Source organism: Pseudomonas sp. PDM14, assembly GCF_014851905.1.
Taxonomy (GTDB): domain Bacteria; phylum Pseudomonadota; class Gammaproteobacteria; order Pseudomonadales; family Pseudomonadaceae; genus Aquipseudomonas.
Map to the genome: position 1 here is coordinate 921,857 of NZ_JACVAQ010000001.1, position 18,327 is coordinate 940,183.

Genomic DNA, 18,327 nt, shown 5'->3' on the forward strand with positions numbered 1-18,327 from the left:
TTGGCCGCGCATCAGACCAGCCCCTCCAGCCAGCCTTCGAGGCTGCTGAACGCCTCGTTGAAGGTCCGATCAAGCTGCAGCGGAGTGATCGACACATAGCCCTGCATCACCGCATGGAAGTCGGTACCCGGGCCGCCATCCTCGGCATCGCCGGACACCGAGATCCAGTAGCCTTCCTTGCCGCGCGGATTGGTCTGCTTGACCGGTGCGGCGGCGCGGGCACGATGGCCCAGACGGGTCAGCTGGATGCCACGGATGCGCTCCAGCGGTAGGTTGGGAATGTTCACGTTGAGCACGCTGCGCCGCGGCAGGTCGAGCTGTTCGTGAGCCTCGACCAGCTTGCGCGCGAAATAGGCGGCGGTCGGCAGGTTGTCCGGCTGACGCGAAACCAGCGAGAAGGCGAACGCCGGGCGACCAAGAAAGCGCCCTTCCAGCGCCGCGGCCACGGTACCCGAATAGAGCACGTCGTCACCGAGGTTGGCGCCGAGGTTGATGCCCGAAACCACCATATCCGGCACCTGCTCGAGCAGGCCGTTGAGGCCCAGGTGCACGCAATCGGTCGGGGTGCCGTTGAGGCTGATGTAACCGTTGGGCAGCAGCATCGGGTGCAGCGGCCGGTCCAGCGTCAGCGCACTGCTGGCGCCGCTGCGGTCTTCCGCGGGGGCGACGATCGCGCACTCGGCGTAATCGCTCAACGCGCCATGCAGCGCGGCGATACCGGGCGCCAACACCCCGTCGTCGTTGGAAATCAGAATTCGCATGGGTTTTCCGTCTGCCCCGCCGGCAGCAGATCGACCAGTTCACGCACCAGTACGGTGGCGAAGCATCCAGCCGGCAGGACGAATTGCAGTTGCAGAATGTCAGGCTCGGGATAATGCCACGTCAAACCGCCAATGGGGAGGCGCAGGATTCGCCGTTCGTGCGTCATGCCCGCTTTGACCAGCCAGTCCGCCAGTGCCGGTTCGCCGGCCGCCACGCCCTGCTCCAGCGCGTGCGCCGCGCCCTCCGCGGGCGAGGGCCCGGCGCCCCACAACGGGCCGGTCGGATGCAGGTCGAGAATTGCCAGGCGCGGGTCACTGCACTCGGCCTCGCCGGCCATGAAGAAGCTGCGGCTGTCGGTGAACGCCAGCAGATCGCCGACCGCTACCTGATTCCAATTGCCCGCTGCCACGCGCTCGGCCAGTACGCGGTTGAACAGGTAGCTGCGCCCGGCAGAAAGCAGACGCGAGCGCACGTTGCGCTGTTCCGGCAGCTCCTGGCGTTCGGCGAACTGGCGCGCGTCGACGACATTGCCGCCCTGGTGGCCGAAACGCTGCAGGCCGTAATAGTTGGGCACGCCCTGGCCGATAATCTGCTGCAGGCGCTGTTCCAGTGCGGCCTTGTCGCCGTCGAACTGGGTCAGGCGCAAGGTGAAGCCGTTGGCCGAGTGGGCACCGCGCTGCAGTTTGCGCGAGTGGCGCGCCGTCTTGAGGATGCTCAGGCTGTGGCCTTCGGCGCCGCTCAGGTCGGGGTCGGCCTTGCCCGGCAAATGCAGGCTGAACCACTGGCGGGTCAGTGCCTGGCGATCCTTGAGGCCGGCGTAGCTGATGTTGCGCTGCGACACACCCGCCGCCCGCGCCAGGCGCCGTGCCGCTTCCTCGGTATTCAGGCCGCGTTTCTCCACCCACAGCCAGAGGTGTTCGCCCTGGCCGGACAGCGGGATGTCGAGCACTTCATCGACCTGGAAATCTTCCGCCGTGGCCTTGAGCACGGCGCGCCCGCAGGCTTCGCCGTGGGCGCGCGGGCCGAGCAGCTGCAGTTCGTTCATGCCTTCACCAGCAATGCCACGGCGTGCACCGCGATGCCTTCCTCGCGCCCGGTGAAGCCGAGCTTCTCGGTGGTGGTGGCCTTGACGTTGACCTGCTCCAGCTCGACCTGCAGGTCGGCGGCGATCAGTGCGCGCATGCTGTCGATGTGCGGCGCCATCTTCGGCGCCTGGGCGATGATGGTCGCGTCGACATTGCCGACCTCATAGCCCTTGGCCTGCACCAGGCCGAGCACATGACGCAGCAGGGCGCGGCTGTCGGCGCCCTTGAAGGTCGGGTCGGTATCGGGGAAGTGCTTGCCGATGTCGCCCAGCGCGACGGCACCGAGCAGTGCGTCGGCCAGCGCGTGCAGCAGCACGTCACCGTCGGAGTGGGCGATCAGGCCGAACCGGTGCGCGATGCGCACGCCCCCCAGAGTGATGAAATCGCCTTCGCCGAAGCGATGTACGTCGTAGCCGTGGCCGATGCGCATGAGCCGGTGTCCTGCAAAAAGGTCGGGAGTTTAACTGATGCACCCCGCCTGCGCCGCTGGCACGTGCTTGCTCAGGAACGCGGCAGACCCCTAAAATGATAACTCTTCTTATTTGAGCATCTCTCGCATGTCAGGGCACTCCATCGACCTGCACGACCAGGTGGGCCGGATCTACCAGGACCACCATCGCTGGCTTCTTGGCTGGTTGCGCCCGCGGGTCGACTGCCGGGACCTGGCTGCCGACCTGGTGCAGGACGTGTTCGTGCGCGTGCTCAGCGCAGACAACGCCGCTGCTCGCCTGGACAGCGTGCGCGAGCCCAAGGGCTACCTGGCCACCATCGCCCGTCGCCTGATGATCGACCACTTCCGCCGCGCCCGCCTGGAACGCGCCTGGCTGCAGGCGCTGGCGGAGCAGCCGGAAGCCGAGGACATATCGCCGGAATCGCGGGCCATTCTGCTGGAGACGCTCTGCGAGCTGGACGCCATGCTCGCCGGACTCGGCCCGAAGGTGCGCAAGGCCTTCCTGCTGGCCCAGCTGGATGGCGTGCCCTACAAGGTGATTGCGCAAACCCTCGGCGTGTCGCTGATCACCGTCAACCGTTACATCGCCAAGGCCCTGCAGCACTGCATGCTCTACAGCCTGCGGGCCGGCCTATGAACCCGACACTCGACGCCCGTCAGCACGCGGCGCTGGAGCAGGCCGCCCAGTGGTACGTGCGCCTGACCAGCGAAAGCGCCGCCAGCGAGCGCACGGCCTGGCAAAGCTGGCTGCAGGCCGCCCCGGAAAATCGCTGGGCCTGGCAGCAGGCCGAACGCCTGCAACAGCGCCTGCAGGCCATGCCCACGCGGTTGGCCGGACGCACCCTCGACCTCGCCGCCCAGCAGCACAGCGCCAGCCGCCGCAACGTGCTCAAGGGCTTCGCCCTGCTGCTGGGCAGCAGCGTGCTGGGCTGGTCGGGCTACAAGGAGGCGACTGACGGTCCCTGGCTGGCCGACTATCGCAGCGACGTGGGTCAACGCCTGCCAGTACTGCTGACCGATGGCGGGCAACTGCTGCTCAACACCGACAGCGCCCTCGACGTGCGCTACGACCAGCGCCGGCGACTGATCCGCCTGCGCCAGGGTGAAATCATGGTGACCACCGCGGCCGACGCCGCCGGCCGACCGTTCTACGTGCAGACGCCACACGGGCTGATCCAGGCATTGGGTACGCGCTTCTCGGTACGCCTGGACGGCGAGCGAACCCAGGTGCTGGTGTATGAGCATCAGGTGCGAATCACGCCGGATCACGCTCAGGCCGTTCTGCTCGACGCCGGTCAGCAGGGCGGTTTCACCCGTCTTGGCGCCCACCCGAGCGAACCCCTGGATGCGGCGCAGGGTGCCTGGAGCAAGGGTCTGCTGATCGCCAACGACCAGCGCCTGGACCGCTTCGTCGCCGAACTGAGTCGCTACCGCCGCGGCTGGCTGCACTGCGACCCGGCCATTGCCGACCTGCGTATCAGCGGCACCTTCCGCCTCGATGACAGCGAGCAGACCCTGCGCGCCGTGGCCAGCGCCCTGCCCGTGCGCCTGGAACAGCGCACGCGCTACTGGGTCACCATCCGCGCGCTGTAACGCCGGAGCCAGCCTGTAGCGCTCCCCCGGAATTAATTTCGCCGCCAGATGATGGTTCTTCTCCTTCTCGTTCGACTTATGGAGAACGGCCCAACGCCGCCCCTCTGCCAACTCCAAAGAGAACGCGATATGAAGTCCGCTCGCCGCACCTCGGCTTTCACCCCCCTCTCGGCCCAGCACCGGCATTCGCCACGTGCTGTTCTGCTCCACGTTGCTGCTGCCCATCACGGCGCCGCTGACTGCGTACGCTGAAACAAACGGCGTGCGCGAATACCATCTGCAGCAGGATGACCTGGGCCGGGTGCTGACTCGCTTTGCCGCCGAGTCCGGCGTGGTCCTGTCCTTCGATGCCGAGCTGACACAGGGGAAAGCCAGCCCGGGACTGAACGGACGCTTCAGCGTCGAGGACGGCCTGCGTCAGCTGCTGACCGGCAGCGATCTGCAGGTGCTGCGCACGGACGACGGCCGCTACACCCTGGTGCCGGTCATGCAGCCAAGCGACGCGCTAGAGCTGGGCGCGACCAGCATCACCAGCAACCAGCTCGGCACCATCACCGAAGGCACGGGCTCCTACACGCCGGGCACCATCGCCACCGCCACACGCCTGGTGCTAACGCCGCAGGAAACGCCGCAGTCGATTTCCGTCATCACCCGCCAGCACATGGACGATTTCGCCCTCACCTCCATCGACGAAGTGATGCGCCATACCCCGGGCATCACGGTATCGACCTACGACAGCGAGCGAACCAACTACTACTCGCGCGGCTTCTCCATCGACAACTTCCAGTACGACGGCATCCCGACGCTGCGCAACTCGGCCTATTCAGCGGGGCACACCCTCAGCGACATGGCGCTCTTCGACCGGGTCGAGGTGCTCAAGGGTGCCCCAGGTCTGCTGTCCGGCGCCGGTGGGCCGGGTGGCGTGATCAACCTGATCAGGAAGAAACCGGGCCACGAATTCAAGGGCAGCCTGGAACTGGGCGCCGGCAGCTGGGACAACTATCGCTCGCAGATCGATATTACCGGCCCGCTGACCGAGGAAGGCGATGTGCGCGGCCGTGCAGTGGCGGCCTACCAGGACAAGCACTCGTTCATGGACCACTACCAGCGCCAGACCAGTGTCTATTACGGCATTCTCGAGTTCGATCTCGGCCCGCAGACAGTACTCAGCGTGGGGGCCGATTATCAGGACAACGACCCCGAGGGCTCGGGCTGGTCAGGCAGCCGCCCGCTGTTCGACTCGCGTGGCGACCGCATCGAGCTGCCACGTTCGTACAACAACGGCGCCAAATGGAGCAGCTGGCGGCAATACAACTACAGCCTGTTCTCCACCCTTGAACACAGCTTCGATAACGACTGGGTCGGCAAGCTGCAGTACAACCACCAGATCAACGGCTACGACGCGCCCCTCGGATCGATGCAAAGCTCGCCCAACGCCGTCACCGGCCGGGCCAGGCTCTACGCCAACAAGTTCATCGGCAAGACCACCAGCGATTCCCTCGACGGCTATGTCAGTGGGCCTTTCAGCCTGCTGGGGCGCGAGCACGAAGTGGTCCTCGGCGGCTCCGCCCGTGCCCACTGGCTGAGCAAGGACTACTGGAACGTTACGTACTACGACAACGACATCGACTTCTACAATTTCGACGGCGATGTGCCCGTGCCGGACTGGGGCCCTCTGGGCCAGCGCAACGACCAAGTCACACGGCAAAGCGCGATCTACCTGGCGAGCCGTTTCAGCCTGAGCGAGCCGCTGTCCCTGCTCCTGGGGGCGCGACTGGCCGACTATCGCCTGAGCGGCACCGACAAGAGCGTCGAAACCGGCCGCCTAGTGCCATACGCCGGCCTGGTCTACGATCTCGACGCCAACTACTCGCTGTACGCCAGCTACACCGACATCTTCATGCCGCAGACTTATTACCGCGACACGCAGAACAAGCTGCTGGAGCCCGATGAAGGGCAAAACTACGAAGCGGGTATCAAGGCCGAGTATCTCGACGGGCGTCTCAACGCCAGCCTGGCCTACTTCGAGGTGCATCAGGACAACCGCCCCGAATCCGACCTCGATGCCGATACGTCGGTGAACCCCGATCCCTACCTCGGCATCCAGGCGAAGACCAAAGGCTATGAAGCTGAAGTCTCGGGAGAACTGACCCCCGGCTGGCAGCTTCAGGCCGGCTTCACCCACAAGATCGTGCGCAATGAGCACGGCGCCAAGATCTCGACCTGGGAGCCGCAGGACCAATTCAACCTCTACACCACCTATCGGCTGACCGGGAGCCTGGACAAGCTCACGGTCGGTGGCGGGGCACGCTGGCAAAGCGAGAGCTGGCAGGTGCTGAACAACCGGGCCAAGGGGGTGAGGGAAAAATTCACCCAGGACACCTATTGGCTGCTGGACGTGATGGCCCGCTACCAGCTCACCGAGCAGCTCTCGGCCAGCCTGAATGTCTACAACCTGCAGGACAAGAAGTACTACACCAACATCGGCTTCTATAACTCGGCCTACTCCGGCGACCCACGCAACGTGATGCTGAGCACGCGCTGGGACTTCTGAACCGGCGCCCATGAAAAAGCCCCGCAATGCGGGGCTTTTGGTTTTCAACCAAGCGCTGAAGCGGCAGCACTTCATGCCGGGGCGATGAGAACGCAAAAGCTTCGACCGTAAGGTGCGCCGTGCGCACCAGCGCACCTACGGTTGATATCAGCCTTTCAATGCCTCGGCATGGTGCCTCAGGTGATCCTCGATGAAGCTGGCGATGAAGTAGTAGCTGTGGTCGTAGCCCGGCTGCAAACGCAGGGTCAGCGGGTGGCCGGCGGCTTTGGCTGCTGCCTCCAGCGCCTGCGGCTTGAGCTGGCCCTCGAGGAAGTCGTCGCGGTCGCCCTGGTCGACCAGCAGCGGCAGCTTCTCCCTGGCCTCGGCGATCAGCACGCTAGCATCCCACTCGCGCCAGCGCGAACGGTCGTCACCCAGGTAGTTGGACAACGCCTTTTCGCCCCATGGGCAGCTGAGCGGATTGGCGATCGGCGCGAAAGCCGAGACCGACTGATAGCGTCCCGGATTCTTCAACGCGCAGATCAGCGCGCCGTGCCCGCCCATCGAGTGCCCGGAAATACCGCGCTTGGTCGATACCGGAAAATTGGCCTCGATCAACGCGGGCAGCTCCTGCACCACGTAGTCGTACATGCGGTAGTGGCGCGCCCAAGGTTCCTGGGTGGCGTTGACGTAGAAGCCGGCACCGAGGCCGAAGTCGTAGGCGCCATTGGCGTCGTCCGGCACACCTTCGCCGCGCGGACTGGTGTCCGGCGCGACGATGATCAGGCCGAGTTCGGCGGCCATGCGCTGGGCGCCGGCCTTCTGCATGAAGTTCTCGTCGGTGCAGGTCAGGCCACTGAGCCAGTACAGCACCGGTAGCTTGGCGCCCTGCTCGGCCTGCGGCGGCAGGTAGACGGCGAACACCATGTCGCAGTTGAGGCTGGTGGAGCGATGGCGGTAGCGCTTGTGCCAGCCGCCAAAGCTCTTGTTGCTGGAGACGATTTCCAGGGTCACGTGAAACTCCTCCCATGCTGGGTGGAAAACCGCAAAGCGTTTTCCACCAATCAAGGCGGACAAGCGGCCGGCGCGGCCGCGTTATCCGCTGCGCGGATCAGTAGTGAATGACGGTGCGGATGCTCTTGCCTTCATGCATCAGGTCGAAGGCCTCGTTGATCTGCTCCAGCCCCATGGTGTGGGTGATGAAGGTGTCCAGCGGGATCTCGCCCTTCTGCGACTTTTCCACGTAGCTCGGCAGTTCGGTGCGGCCCTTCACGCCGCCGAACGCCGAACCGCGCCAGACGCGACCGGTGACCAGCTGGAACGGACGGGTGCTGATTTCCTGGCCGGCACCGGCGACGCCGATGATCACGCTCTCACCCCAGCCCTTGTGCGCGCACTCCAGCGCCGCACGCATCAACTGCACATTGCCGACGCACTCGAAGCTGTAGTCCACGCCGCCATCGGTGAGTTCGATGATCACGTCCTGGATCGGCTTGTCGTAGTCCTTCGGGTTAACGAAGTCGGTGGCACCCAGTTCGCGGGCCACGTCGAACTTGGCCGGGTTGATGTCGATGGCGATGATGCGCGACGCCTTGGCCATCTTGGCGCCAATGATCGCTGCCAGACCGATGCCACCCAGACCGAAGATGGCCACGGTGGCGCCCTCTTCCACTTTCGCGGTGTTGAGCACGGCACCGATGCCGGTGGTAACGCCGCAGCCGAGCAGGCAGACCTTTTCCAGCGGCGCGTCTTTCGGAATCACCGCCAAGGACACTTCCGGCAGCACGGTGTACTCGGAGAAGGTCGAGCAACCCATGTAGTGGTAGATCGGCTCGCCGTTGTAGGAAAAGCGCGAGGTGCCGTCGGGCATCAGGCCCTTGCCCTGGGTGGCACGCACCGAGCTGCACAGGTTGGTCTTGCCGGATTTGCAGAATTTGCACTCGCGGCATTCGGCGGTGTACAGCGGGATCACATGGTCACCGACCTGCACCGAGGTCACGCCCTCGCCAATCGCCTCGACGATGCCGCCGCCTTCGTGGCCGAGAATCGACGGGAACACGCCTTCGGAGTCGGCACCGGACAGGGTGTAGGCGTCGGTGTGGCAGACACCGGTGGCGATGATGCGCACCAGCACTTCGCCGGCTTTCGGCGGAGCCACATCCACTTCGACGATCTTCAGCGGCTCGTTGGGAGCGAAGGCGACAGCGGCGCGGGACTTGATCATGGGGTTCTCCAGGTGGGCTTTGAACGTGGCGTGCAGTGTAGTTGGCATCGTTTTGAGGAATAATCCCAGACAAAGCAAAACATTATTGCCATGTAGGGATAATCTTTCATGAATCGCTGGGAAGGGCTGGACGAATTCGTTGCCGTTGCCGAGTGCGGCCAGTTCACCGCCGCCGCCGAGCGCCTGGGCCTGTCCTCGTCGCAGGTCAGCCGCCAGGTGGCGAAGCTGGAGGAGCACCTGCAGACCCGCCTGTTTTACCGCAGCACGCGCCGCGTGGTGCTGACCGAGGCCGGGCAGACCTTTCTGCAGCACTGCCAGCGCCTGCAGGACGCCCGCGAGGAAGCGCTACGCGCAGTCGGTGATCTGGCCCACGAACCCAAGGGCCTGCTGCGCATGACGTGCGCGGTGGCCTATGGCGAGCGCTTCATCGTGCCGCTGGTAAATGACTTCATGCAGCGCCATCCGCAGCTGCGCGTGGAGATCGAACTGAGCAACCAGACCCTCGACCTGCTGCACAGCGGCATGGACCTGGCGATCCGCCTCGGCCGCCTGCAGGACTCGCGGCTGGTGGCCACGCGCCTAGCACCGCGGGTCATGCACCTGTGCGCGGCGCCGCTGTACCTGGAGCGCTACGGCCGGCCGCACTCGCTGTCGGAGCTGGCGCGGCACAACTGCCTGATCGGCAGCAGCGATCACTGGGATTTCCAGCAGGACGGCCGCGAGCTGTCGCTGCGCGTACAGGGCAACTGGCGCTGCAACAGCGGCGAGGCGGTGCTGGATGCCGCGCTGCGCGGTTTCGGCCTGTGCCAGCTGCCCGACTACTACGTGCAGGCGCACCTGCAGAGCGGCGCACTGGTCGACCTGCTGGCCCAGCACAAGCCACCGCATACCGCGGTGTGGGCGCTGTATCCGCAGCAACGTCACCTGTCGCCGAAGGTGCGCCAGCTGGTCGATCTGCTCAAGGAAGGCCTGGCGCAGCGCCCGGAATATCAACCAACGGTCTAAGGGCGCGAGAGGCGCTCATGGCGGCAGTTCTGCGTAGGGTGCGCCTGCTGCGCGTGAATTCGGTGCTGCTCTTAGGCCGGCGTCAGGCACTCCGGCGCGTCGAGCGCGGGGTCGTTGACCAGGTTGGCCAGCACCCGCTCGCGCAGTGGCGGGGTGGGGATCAGCAACAGTGCCTGCAACTCGGTCAGCGGTGTGTCCTCGGCCAGCCAGGCCTGCTGCTGAACCTCATCGAGCAGCAGCGGACGGCGCAGATGAGCCGCCTCCTGGGTGACCATCGCCACGCTCAGGTACACCCGATCACCCGCCGGATAGGCCTCCCACAGCGCGGCGAAGTGCAGCAGACTGCCTTCGCCGGTAAGCCAGAATGGCCGCTTGCGCTGGGTGCCGCGCCACTCGTAGAAGCCATTGGCCGGCATCAGGCAGCGGCGCTGGCGGAAGGCTTCGCGGAACATCGGCTGCTCGCTGAGGGTTTCGGCGCGGGCGTGCGCGGGGGATTTCGTCAGGTCGCTGAGCCAGGCCGGAGTCAACCCCCAGCGCCCGCTGGCAGCCTGCAGTTCGCCCTGGACATGACGCAGGAACAGCACCTGCGCACCGGGCGCAAGATTCCAGTGCGGCGCCTGCCCAGCAGGAAAACCCGGCAGTGCCGACAGGCTCGGCGACCAGCGAAACAGGGCGAAGCGGCCACTCATATGAACAGGGACTCGTCAGAAAAGGCAGGAAGGCGCCGCGTGCCTCAGCACAGCAGCACGCCAGGATGGCCATCGGGTTCATCGCCCGGCAGCGGCGCGGCGGCATTGTACGCGGCGATCAGGTGGCGCGCGTGCTCGGCGTCTTCATTGTCCACCAGCAGGCCGAGCAGCCCCAGCGCCGGCAGCTCGCCGACCGCGCCGAGCAGGTGTCCGCCGATGAGGTGCGCATCCACCCCTTCGCTGGCCAGCATGCCCAGCAGCATCTCGCCTTCCAGCAGGTCCCGCGGCTCGTAGATACGCTGCATCAATCGTTCTCCCCACGCACGTCCAGCGACCACTCCACCCCATCGGTGTACAGCGTGAAGACGATCGGCCGGCAGCACACCGGGCAATCCTCGATGTACTCCTCGTCGCCGGCGGACAGGTCCACCAGCGCCTCCACCGGCTCACCGCAATACGGGCATTGATAGGCCTGTGTTTCCAGCATCACGAACTCCACTGTGACTTGAGGGTACAATCGCCGGTCTATTGCAAGCCCGCCAAGGGCCAACATTCATAGAACCTGCTCACGATCTCCCGGCTGTCGGCCAGGCTGCGTCAATACGATCGCGAACAGGCGCTTACCGCCGCCGCTGCTGAACTACGAGACCATGATGGGCGAATTCGATTCCATCCGACCCTACGCCGACCACGAAGTCCCCGCCGTTCTGGCCCGCCTGCTGGCCGACCCGGTATTTCTCGATACCCTGGTGCACTTCCGCTTTCCGCGTCTGGCCGCGCCGTTCGGCTGGCTGCTTAAACCTCTTATAGCCCATCGGCTGCGCAAGCAGGTGGCCGGAATCAGCACGGTCAGCGCACTGCAGGACAAGATCGAATACTACGTCGACCACGCCATCGAGCAGGCCAGCGACGGCGTGACCTATTCCGGCCTGGAGCAACTCAAGCCCGGCTCGGCGTACCTGTTCCTCGCCAACCACCGCGACATCGTCATGGACCCGGCCATCGTCAACTACGCCGTGTACCACGCGGGGTTGCCGACGCCGCGCATCGCCATCGGCGACAACCTGCTGCAACGGCCCTTCGTCAGCGACCTGATGCGGCTGAACAAGAGCTTCATCGTGCACCGCTCGCTGAGCGGGCGCCGCGAGAAACTGGCGGCCTACCAACTGCTTTCGGCCTACATCAACCATTCGATCCGCGTCGACGGCCAGTCGGTGTGGATCGCCCAGGCCGAAGGCCGCGCCAAGGACGGTGACGACCGCACCGACTCGGCGATCCTCAAGATGTTCCACATGAGCCGCAAGGCCGAGCCGTTCGCCGAGGTGCTGGCCTCGCTCAACCTGATCCCGGTGTCGATCAGCTACGAGTACGACCCCTGCGATCAGGCCAAGGCTCGCGAGCTGTCGATCCGCGACATCAGTGGCAGTTACACCAAGGCGCCGGGCGAAGACGACGCCAGCATCGCCCTCGGCATCACCGGCTACAAGGGCCGCATCCACGTGCACTTCGGTGCGCCGGTCAGCGAAGGTTTCGAGGACAGCAAGCAGCTGGCCACCCTGATGGACCAGCACATCCTCGGCGGCTATCGCCTGTTCCCGGTGCATCACCTGGCCTACGCCGAGTGGAGCGAACGCGACCCGGCGCTGGCCGTACCGCCCGCCGAGCAACTGTTCGACGCCGATGAACTGGCCGCGGCCAACAGCGAGTGGCAACGGCGCAAGGATGGCTGCCCGGCCGAACAGCGCCCCTGGCTGATCCAGCAGTACGCCACGCCGGTACGCAATCAGTACCGGGTCAAGGCCGGTCTGGCGCTCTAACTAGCCGCTTACGCACCCTAGACGGAACCTCCGCCAAGCTACGTACGCGGGCTCTAAAAGCCCACTCACACCGCAACGGAAAACGGCAGCCGAGGCTGCCGTTTTTCATCGCACGTAGCGGGTCAGAGCTGGGTACTGAACCAGGACAGCATCAACGCCAGCACCAGCACGCTGCCACCGAACAGGTAGAAGAACTGGTTGATGCGCCGGGTCGGCTCGTCGAACAGCGAGGTGTCTTCTTCCAGCTCGGGCATGTCGCTCTGGCCTGCCAGACGGGCCAGGGCACGCTGTTCACGCAGGCGCGTGGCCAGCAGCAACCAGCTGCCGGAGACGGCGAAGAACAGCGCCAGCGCATTGATCACCTGCGCCGGGTGCAACTGAAACAGCGACCACAAAGCCTGTACCGACACGTCGTTCCCTGTCGACCTGTATGGCGTCGACGACCACTGATTGAGCGAGGCGGCAGCACGTTCGCACTGCCAAGCGCGGCGCAGTCTACAGAAGCACTCTGCCCCTCGCTGCCGATTCCGACGAATGTCCATTCACCCTTCACCGGACTGTAAGAAGCCCTTGCCAGACTGGCGCCCTGCATTTTCGAGGAGCCCGTCATGCTGCACGCCCAGGTCCAGGATCACCTCTATCGCATCGTCCACGACGAGGAACAATCCGCCCTGGTCGACGCCTTCGCGGTCAACGTGCAGGACGCGCAATGGCTGGTCTACTGCGCCCTCGGCGGCCATGAGCACAGTGAGCTGCCGGACAGCGACCCGCACACCGGTATCAGCCTGCCCGACTTCTATCAGCAGGCCGCCTGACGCCAAGTCCGTCACCGACGCACCGCCTGCGTAAAGTGGGTCACGCGCCATCGCCCCACCAGCCCTATCACGTAGCGGCAAGCCAGCCTGCTGGTGCGCACGGTGCACCCTACGAGGAGGCGTCTGTCGCGCGCTACACGGCAGAAATGAAAAAGCCCGGCATGAGCCGGGCTTTTTCGTCTAGCGAGGACGACTTACTGGCCGCTGAGGATCTGGCCGATGGTCGGGTCCTTGAAGGCGCGGGTCAGAGCATCGCTAAGCACGTCGCTGACCAGCTTGGTGTTGGTTTCCTGGTTCGGCGCCATGCCGAAGCGCTGGTTCAGCGAAGCACCGTAGTTGCCAGCGTAGCGGCGGTTGGCGTTCTGCACGTCGATGCGTACCTTGGCGCTGATGTCGGCTTCGGTGACGTACATGCCTTCTTTCGGCGACTGGTACTTCAGGTCCGACAGGGTCAGGGTCAGTTGCGGCGCGTTGTAGGCGTTCGGGCTCGGGGTGAAGCCGAGCAGGCGGACCGCCGCTTCGGCCTGGGCCTGCAGCTTCGGCAGGACGTCTTGGCCCTGCACGCTGATGGCGCTGGTTTCCGGGTACAGGCCACCACGGGTGCCGAGGTTGGGAGACTGGCGACCGTCGGCTACACGCACCACCACCGGCTGGCCCTGGCCAACCGCGACCAGTGCGGCGTTGAGCTTGGGTTGCGGCTTGAGTTGCTGCGGGCTGTGAGCACAACCGACCAGGGTCAGGCTCAGCAGGGCGATCAGGCCGAGCAGCGCACGGTTCATCATGCTTGATCTCTCCAATAGCGAAAAAGTAGGAAAACGGCCGGCAGTATAACCAGCGGCCGTGCCGCTGGCAGCTGGTTTTCTGACCATTTCCGGGCCTGCCGGTTCCTGTCATACAACGGTCAAGGACACGTGCGATAAAGGCGGCGCACCGAACGAGGACCGATACCATGCTGCGTCTGTGGAACCTGCTCATCCCGCGCCCGAAAATGCGCCGCTATGCCCTGCTCGACAGCCTGGGCGTATGCCGTGCCCTGCGTGAAGCCAGCCAGCCACCGGCCCAGTTCGGCTGGGTGGAAGTGCGCAGCATTCGTCCGCACTGGCTGGGCCGTGCCCTGCCGACAGATGAAATCATCGTGCGCAGCGCGCGCCCGCGCCACCCGCTCACCGCGCTGAGCGCATAAAAAAACCGCCCCGAGGGGCGGTTTTTTCTGATCGGTCAACTCACTCGATCAGGCATTCAGCTGCAGGCGCTCGGCCGACGCGGTGCTGACCTCGCGGTACAGCGCGGCATCTTCTTCCAGGGCGTTTTCGCGCGCCGGGAAGATCTCCTTGAGCTTGGTGGTCCACTGCTCGCTGCGCGCCTGCTCGGCGAAGCAGCGCTCGATCAGGTTGAGCATGATCGACACGGTGACCGAGGCGCCTGGCGAGGCACCCAGCAGCGCGGCGATGGTACCGTCCTCGGCCGCCACCAGCTCGGTACCGAACTGCAGGATGCCGCCCTTCTTGGCGTCTTTCTTGATGATCTGCACACGCTGGCCGGCCACTTCCAGGCGCCAGTCTTCGGCTTTGACCTCGGGGTAGAACTTGCGCAGAGCGTCCAGGCGCTGGTCCTGGGACTGCATCACTTCCTTGATCAGGTAGCGGGTCAGGTCCATGTTGTCGCGCGCCACGGCCAGCATCGGGCCGATGTTGCTCGGGCGCACCGACAGCGGCAGGTCGAGGAACGAGCCGTGCTTGAGGAACTTGGTGGTGAAGCCGGCGTACGGGCCGAACAGCAGCGAGGTCTTGCCGTCGACCACACGGGTGTCGAGGTGCGGCACGGACATGGGCGGGGCGCCGACTTCAGCCTGGCTGTAGACCTTGGCCTGGTGCAGCTTGACCACGTCCTGATTGTCGCAACGCAGCCACTGGCCACTGACCGGGAAGCCGCCGAAGCCCTTGCCTTCCTCGATACCGGACATCTGCAGCAGCGGCAACGCGCCACCGCCGGCACCGAGGAACACGAAGCGTGCGGAGACTTCACGCACCGCGCCGTTCTGGGTGTTCTTGATCTCGACGTTCCAGCCCTGCGCGGTGCGCGACAGGCCGGTGACCTTCTGGTTGTAGCCGACATTGATGCCGCCCTGGCTGGCCAGGTACTGCAGCAGCTGGTTGGTCAACGCGCCGAAGTTGACGTCGGTGCCATTCAGCGCGCGGGTTGCGGCAATGCGCTCGGCCGGGTCGCGGCCCTGCATCATCAGCGGCATCCACTCGGCCATGGCGGCCTGGTCTTCGGTGTACTGCATGTCCGCGAAGGCGTGGTGCTGGGTCAGCGCGGCATGGCGGGTCTTGAGGAAACCGACATCCTTCTCGCCACGCACGAAGCTCAGGTGCGGCACCGAGTTGATGAAGCTCTTCGGCGAACCGAAGGCGCTCTTGCCGCACAGGTACGACCAGAACTGCTTGGATACTTCGAACTGGGTGTTGATCTGAACGGCCTTCTTGATCTCCACCGAACCGTCCGCTGCCTGCGGCGTGTAGTTCAGTTCACAGAGGCCGGCGTGGCCGGTGCCCGCGTTGTTCCACGGGTTGGAACTCTCGATGGCGCCGGATTCGCGCAGTTCGGCGATTTCCAGCTTGAGGCTGGGATCGAGCTCCTTGAGCAGCACCGCCAGGGTGGCGCTCATGATGCCGGCGCCGACCAGCAGCACATCCACAGTTTCGTGATTGTTTTGCGTCATTAACGCTTCTCCAAGATCTGCAGTACCAAATCGATGACAACGACCTTTTGAGCCGCGCATCAACCACTAATCACTGACAGCCAGACAAGTGTCTGGAATATCGGAGGGCGCGCCCGCCGGGGGCCGGAATGCACCGGCCTGTCCCGCTCGTTCGCAACCTCTTGTTGCTACGCGCCGCCTGTGGGCAGCCCGTACGCTCAAACTCTGCAACCCCTGCTGGCGCTGCCCGCCGAGCTGAAAACGCTCTAGACCGGGCCTTGTCGCCACCCCACGAACCACGCGTGCCACGCGGAGCCAGGCAGGGGTTTTTCCGGCGCGCACAATACCATTAATGACGCATTTTCAGACGCAAAAAATACGCAATTGGCTGTCCGGATCGCCGAACGATGGCCGAATCAGCCGCGCGCCGCCTTGATCGCCTCGACATAGGGCTCGGCCAGGCGCTGATCCTGGATCAGTGCGACGAAATCCTGGCCCTGGGCATCCGTGGCATTCAGGTCGTAGCCGGCGTCCTTGAAGAAGCCGAGGAACCGCTCGAAATCGTCGATGCGCAGGCCGCGGTAGGCCTTGACCAGCTTGTGCAGGGACGGCGGCGTGGCATCGGCCGGCTCGACCGCGAGGAACAGCTTGATCGAGTCGTCGCTGATCTCTTCGCCAATCACCTGTTTCTTGTCTTTACGCATCACGCACTCCAGCTAACCAGCCTCACGGGGGCGGCAGTTTACCCTTGCCCGAGCCCGGCGCTCAACGCGACTAAAGAAACGACCTGGATCAAGCGGACGCGGCCCCGGCCTCCTTATACTGGCGGCGACCGATGTGGAGCGTGCCATGCCTCTACCCCCGCTGTTTGCCGCCTGGCGCCAGGCTCTGCGCGCCGGCTATTCGTGGAAAAGCCTGCGCGGCGACCTGGGCGCCGGGCTGACGGTGGGCATCATTGCCATTCCCCTGGCCATGGCCCTGGCGATCGCCGTCGGCGTGGCGCCGCAGCACGGCCTGTATACGGTGCTGGTCGCCGCCCCGCTGATTGCCCTGACCGGTGGCTCACGCTTCAACATTTCCGGGCCGACCGCGGCATTCGTGGTGATCCTCCTACCAATCACCCAGCAATACGGCCTCGGCGGCCTGCTGCTGTGCACCCTGCTCGCCGGGCTGATCCTCATCGCCCTCGGCCTCGGCCGCGCCGGGCGGCTGATCGAGTTCGTGCCCTACCCCGTCACCCTCGGCTTCACCGCCGGGATCGGCATCGTCATCGCCTTCCTGCAGATCAAAGACCTGCTCGGCCTGCAGCTGCCACGCACCCCGGAGCACTTCGTCGACCAGCTCGGCCTGCTCTGGCACAGCCTGCCGGGCATCCAGGCCGGCGATGCGCTGGTCGCCGGCGCCAGCCTGGCGACCCTGCTGCTGTGGCCGAAACTGGTGCCGAAGGTGCCGGGCCACCTGGTCGCCCTGGCCGTCGGCGCGCTGCTCGGCCTGGCCCTGGAAGCCAGCGGTCTTCAGGTGGCGACCCTCGGTGAGCGTTTCAGCTATCAGGTCGACGGCATCAGCCATCCGGGCATTCCGCCGTTCCTGCCGGACTTCGCCTGGCCCTGGCAACTGCCGGGGCCGGATGGCCAGCCGCTGGTGCTGTCGTTCGAGCTGATCCGTCAGCTGCTCGCCCCGGCGTTCGCCATCGCCATGCTCGGCGCCATCGAGTCGCTGCTCTGCGCGGTGGTCGCCGACGGCATGACCGGCAGCAAGCACGACCCCAATGCCGAGCTGATCGGCCAGGGGCTGGGCAACCTGGTCGCGCCGCTGTTCGGCGGCATAACCGCCACCGCCGCCATCGCCCGCAGCGCCGCCAACGTGCGCGCCGGCGCGTTCTCGCCGCTAGCGGCGATCATCCATGCCGGTGTGGTGCTGCTGGCCATGCTCCTGCTCGCGCCGCTGTTCAGCTACCTGCCGATGGCCGCCCTCGCCGCCCTGCTGCTGATGGTGGCGTGGAACATGAGCGAACCACGCCACGTGCTGCACACCCTGCGCATCGCTCCGCGCAGCGATGTGCTGATCCTCGTCGTGTGCCTGGGCCTGACCGTGCTGTTCGACATGGTCCTGGCCGTGGGCGTCGGCCTGCTGTTGGCCACCGGCATCTTCATCAAGCGCATGAGCGAGCTGACCGATACCGCCGCGCTGCCGCGCCAGCAGTTACTGGGCCTCGGCGAACTGCCCGCGCAGGTGCTGGCCTACAGCATTCGTGGCCCGCTGTTCTTCGGCGCGGCAGAGAAGGCGCTGAGCGTGCTGCGCCGCTTCAACCCGGACGTGAAAGTGGTGATCGTCGACATGAGCGCGGTGCCGCTGCTGGACATGACCGCCCTGGCAGCCCTGGAGAACGTGCTGCATGACTATCGCCGCGACGGCATCGGCCTGGTGCTGGCCGGGGTGACACCGCGCCTGCGCCTGAAGCTGCGCCGCGCCGGTACCCAGCGCGAGGCCGGGCGCCTGGCCTACGCGCGCGATCTGCCGCAGGCGCGGGTCAAGGCGCTGAGCTGGCTGGCGGATGACGCGGGGCCAACGACTCGCCTGTAGGGTGCGCGCACCGGTAGATGGTTCCCACGCTCTGCGTGGGAACACCGCCAGGGAAGCTCCGCGTCCCCC

At 65.5% G+C, this 18,327-nt stretch carries 20 protein-coding genes; 8 read left to right on the plus strand and 12 right to left on the minus strand.

Annotated features, from left to right (window positions below; translation table 11 throughout):
* Positions 1–11: 11 nt before the first annotated feature.
* From surE to ispF, 3 genes are read right to left on the minus strand one after another with little or no spacing between them, the layout of a single operon-like run.
* Positions 12–761, minus strand: coding sequence for a 5'/3'-nucleotidase SurE (surE, locus tag IB229_RS04335; RefSeq protein WP_192325304.1), 750 nt, complete (start codon positions 759–761; stop codon positions 12–14).
* The gene (gene truD / locus IB229_RS04340) at positions 749–1,807 is read right to left on the minus strand and encodes a tRNA pseudouridine(13) synthase TruD (protein ID WP_192325306.1); all 1,059 of its coding nucleotides are present in this window, start codon (positions 1,805–1,807) and stop codon (positions 749–751) included. The genes surE and truD overlap by 13 nt, the downstream gene beginning before the upstream one ends.
* Complete coding sequence (gene ispF / locus IB229_RS04345; protein WP_192325308.1) at positions 1,804–2,277, minus strand: 2-C-methyl-D-erythritol 2,4-cyclodiphosphate synthase; 474 nt, start codon at positions 2,275–2,277, stop codon at positions 1,804–1,806. The genes truD and ispF overlap by 4 nt, the downstream gene beginning before the upstream one ends.
* A 127-nt stretch (positions 2,278–2,404) precedes the next feature.
* On the opposite strand from ispF, the gene IB229_RS04350 reads away from it, so the two are divergent.
* The 3 genes from IB229_RS04350 (at position 2,405) to IB229_RS04360 (ending at position 6,445) form a co-directional block, all read left to right on the plus strand.
* Positions 2,405–2,935 (plus strand): sigma-70 family RNA polymerase sigma factor, encoded by a 531-nt coding sequence (locus IB229_RS04350; protein WP_192325310.1) that lies wholly within the window; start codon positions 2,405–2,407, stop codon positions 2,933–2,935.
* On the plus strand, positions 2,932–3,891 hold the full coding sequence (locus tag IB229_RS04355; protein ID WP_192325312.1) for a FecR domain-containing protein: 960 nt from the start codon (positions 2,932–2,934) through the stop codon (positions 3,889–3,891). Before IB229_RS04350 ends, IB229_RS04355 begins: the two co-directional genes overlap by 4 nt.
* Positions 3,892–4,084: 193 nt before the next feature.
* Complete coding sequence (locus IB229_RS04360; RefSeq protein WP_412547770.1) at positions 4,085–6,445, plus strand: TonB-dependent siderophore receptor; 2,361 nt, start codon at positions 4,085–4,087, stop codon at positions 6,443–6,445.
* A 147-nt stretch (positions 6,446–6,592) separates the two neighbouring features.
* Here the strand turns inward: IB229_RS04360 and fghA are convergent, their stop codons facing one another.
* Positions 6,593–7,438 (minus strand): S-formylglutathione hydrolase, encoded by an 846-nt coding sequence (fghA, locus tag IB229_RS04365; RefSeq protein WP_192325314.1) that lies wholly within the window; start codon positions 7,436–7,438, stop codon positions 6,593–6,595.
* A 97-nt stretch (positions 7,439–7,535) separates the two neighbouring features.
* Complete coding sequence (locus tag IB229_RS04370; protein ID WP_192325316.1) at positions 7,536–8,648, minus strand: S-(hydroxymethyl)glutathione dehydrogenase/class III alcohol dehydrogenase; 1,113 nt, start codon at positions 8,646–8,648, stop codon at positions 7,536–7,538.
* A gap of 108 nt (positions 8,649–8,756) precedes the next feature.
* Here IB229_RS04370 and IB229_RS04375 point away from each other — a divergent pair, with 108 nt between their 5' ends.
* Positions 8,757–9,653: a LysR substrate-binding domain-containing protein gene (locus IB229_RS04375; protein WP_192325318.1), complete on the plus strand. Its 897-nt coding sequence runs from the start codon at positions 8,757–8,759 to the stop codon at positions 9,651–9,653.
* A 71-nt stretch (positions 9,654–9,724) separates the two neighbouring features.
* Here IB229_RS04375 and IB229_RS04380 read toward each other — a convergent pair whose 3' ends face one another.
* The 3 genes from IB229_RS04380 to IB229_RS04390 are packed head-to-tail and all read right to left on the minus strand — an operon-like array spanning position 9,725 to position 10,829.
* Entirely contained in the window at positions 9,725–10,342 is a 618-nt protein-coding gene (locus tag IB229_RS04380; RefSeq protein ID WP_192325320.1) for an SOS response-associated peptidase, read from the minus strand.
* 44 nt (positions 10,343–10,386) lie between these two features.
* Positions 10,387–10,647, minus strand: a complete 261-nt coding sequence (locus tag IB229_RS04385; protein WP_192325322.1) for a putative signal transducing protein — start codon at positions 10,645–10,647, stop codon at positions 10,387–10,389.
* A complete protein-coding gene (locus IB229_RS04390; RefSeq protein WP_192325324.1) occupies positions 10,647–10,829 on the minus strand; it encodes a CPXCG motif-containing cysteine-rich protein in 183 nt (60 codons plus the stop codon). The genes IB229_RS04385 and IB229_RS04390 overlap by 1 nt, the downstream gene beginning before the upstream one ends.
* A 163-nt stretch (positions 10,830–10,992) precedes the next feature.
* On the opposite strand from IB229_RS04390, the gene IB229_RS04395 reads away from it, so the two are divergent.
* Positions 10,993–12,159 (plus strand): 1-acyl-sn-glycerol-3-phosphate acyltransferase, encoded by a 1,167-nt coding sequence (locus IB229_RS04395; RefSeq protein WP_192325326.1) that lies wholly within the window; start codon positions 10,993–10,995, stop codon positions 12,157–12,159.
* A 122-nt stretch (positions 12,160–12,281) separates the two neighbouring features.
* Here IB229_RS04395 and IB229_RS04400 read toward each other — a convergent pair whose 3' ends face one another.
* Positions 12,282–12,569: a hypothetical protein gene (locus IB229_RS04400; protein WP_192325328.1), complete on the minus strand. Its 288-nt coding sequence runs from the start codon at positions 12,567–12,569 to the stop codon at positions 12,282–12,284.
* 198 nt (positions 12,570–12,767) lie between these two features.
* Here IB229_RS04400 and IB229_RS04405 point away from each other — a divergent pair, with 198 nt between their 5' ends.
* Positions 12,768–12,974 (plus strand): hypothetical protein, encoded by a 207-nt coding sequence (locus IB229_RS04405; RefSeq protein ID WP_192325330.1) that lies wholly within the window; start codon positions 12,768–12,770, stop codon positions 12,972–12,974.
* A 194-nt stretch (positions 12,975–13,168) separates the two neighbouring features.
* On the opposite strand, the gene IB229_RS04410 is transcribed toward IB229_RS04405, so the two are convergent.
* Positions 13,169–13,756 (minus strand): YajG family lipoprotein, encoded by a 588-nt coding sequence (locus IB229_RS04410; RefSeq protein ID WP_192325332.1) that lies wholly within the window; start codon positions 13,754–13,756, stop codon positions 13,169–13,171.
* A gap of 167 nt (positions 13,757–13,923) precedes the next feature.
* Between IB229_RS04410 and IB229_RS04415 the strand changes: the two genes are divergently transcribed.
* Positions 13,924–14,157 (plus strand): hypothetical protein, encoded by a 234-nt coding sequence (locus IB229_RS04415; protein ID WP_192325334.1) that lies wholly within the window; start codon positions 13,924–13,926, stop codon positions 14,155–14,157.
* A gap of 48 nt (positions 14,158–14,205) precedes the next feature.
* On the opposite strand, the gene mqo is transcribed toward IB229_RS04415, so the two are convergent.
* Both mqo and IB229_RS04425 read right to left on the minus strand, forming a co-directional pair.
* Positions 14,206–15,696: a malate dehydrogenase (quinone) gene (gene mqo, locus IB229_RS04420; protein WP_192325336.1), complete on the minus strand. Its 1,491-nt coding sequence runs from the start codon at positions 15,694–15,696 to the stop codon at positions 14,206–14,208.
* A 395-nt stretch (positions 15,697–16,091) separates the two neighbouring features.
* Complete coding sequence (locus tag IB229_RS04425; RefSeq protein ID WP_192325338.1) at positions 16,092–16,379, minus strand: PA4642 family protein; 288 nt, start codon at positions 16,377–16,379, stop codon at positions 16,092–16,094.
* 145 nt (positions 16,380–16,524) lie between these two features.
* Here IB229_RS04425 and dauA point away from each other — a divergent pair, with 145 nt between their 5' ends.
* On the plus strand, positions 16,525–18,258 hold the full coding sequence (dauA, locus tag IB229_RS04430; RefSeq protein WP_192325340.1) for a C4-dicarboxylic acid transporter DauA: 1,734 nt from the start codon (positions 16,525–16,527) through the stop codon (positions 18,256–18,258).
* The last annotated feature ends 69 nt before the right edge of the window (positions 18,259–18,327 follow it).

Excerpts from the sequence above, each read along its gene's own strand:
- surE (WP_192325304.1), bottom strand. The coding sequence starts at position 761 with ATGCGAATTCTGATTTCCAACGACGACGGGGTGTTGGCGCCCGGTATC.
- truD (WP_192325306.1), bottom strand. The coding sequence starts at position 1,807 with ATGAACGAACTGCAGCTGCTCGGCCCGCGCGCCCACGGCGAAGCCTGC.
- ispF (WP_192325308.1), bottom strand. The coding sequence starts at position 2,277 with ATGCGCATCGGCCACGGCTACGACGTACATCGCTTCGGCGAAGGCGAT.
- IB229_RS04350 (WP_192325310.1), top strand. The coding sequence starts at position 2,405 with ATGTCAGGGCACTCCATCGACCTGCACGACCAGGTGGGCCGGATCTAC.
- IB229_RS04355 (WP_192325312.1), top strand. The coding sequence starts at position 2,932 with ATGAACCCGACACTCGACGCCCGTCAGCACGCGGCGCTGGAGCAGGCC.
- IB229_RS04370 (WP_192325316.1), bottom strand. The coding sequence starts at position 8,648 with ATGATCAAGTCCCGCGCCGCTGTCGCCTTCGCTCCCAACGAGCCGCTG.
- IB229_RS04375 (WP_192325318.1), top strand. The coding sequence starts at position 8,757 with ATGAATCGCTGGGAAGGGCTGGACGAATTCGTTGCCGTTGCCGAGTGC.
- IB229_RS04380 (WP_192325320.1), bottom strand. The coding sequence starts at position 10,342 with ATGAGTGGCCGCTTCGCCCTGTTTCGCTGGTCGCCGAGCCTGTCGGCA.
- IB229_RS04385 (WP_192325322.1), bottom strand. The coding sequence starts at position 10,647 with ATGCAGCGTATCTACGAGCCGCGGGACCTGCTGGAAGGCGAGATGCTG.
- IB229_RS04390 (WP_192325324.1), bottom strand. The coding sequence starts at position 10,829 with ATGCTGGAAACACAGGCCTATCAATGCCCGTATTGCGGTGAGCCGGTG.
- IB229_RS04395 (WP_192325326.1), top strand. The coding sequence starts at position 10,993 with ATGATGGGCGAATTCGATTCCATCCGACCCTACGCCGACCACGAAGTC.
- IB229_RS04405 (WP_192325330.1), top strand. The coding sequence starts at position 12,768 with ATGCTGCACGCCCAGGTCCAGGATCACCTCTATCGCATCGTCCACGAC.
- IB229_RS04410 (WP_192325332.1), bottom strand. The coding sequence starts at position 13,756 with ATGATGAACCGTGCGCTGCTCGGCCTGATCGCCCTGCTGAGCCTGACC.
- IB229_RS04415 (WP_192325334.1), top strand. The coding sequence starts at position 13,924 with ATGCTGCGTCTGTGGAACCTGCTCATCCCGCGCCCGAAAATGCGCCGC.
- mqo (WP_192325336.1), bottom strand. The coding sequence starts at position 15,696 with ATGACGCAAAACAATCACGAAACTGTGGATGTGCTGCTGGTCGGCGCC.
- IB229_RS04425 (WP_192325338.1), bottom strand. The coding sequence starts at position 16,379 with ATGCGTAAAGACAAGAAACAGGTGATTGGCGAAGAGATCAGCGACGAC.
- dauA (WP_192325340.1), top strand. The coding sequence starts at position 16,525 with ATGCCTCTACCCCCGCTGTTTGCCGCCTGGCGCCAGGCTCTGCGCGCC.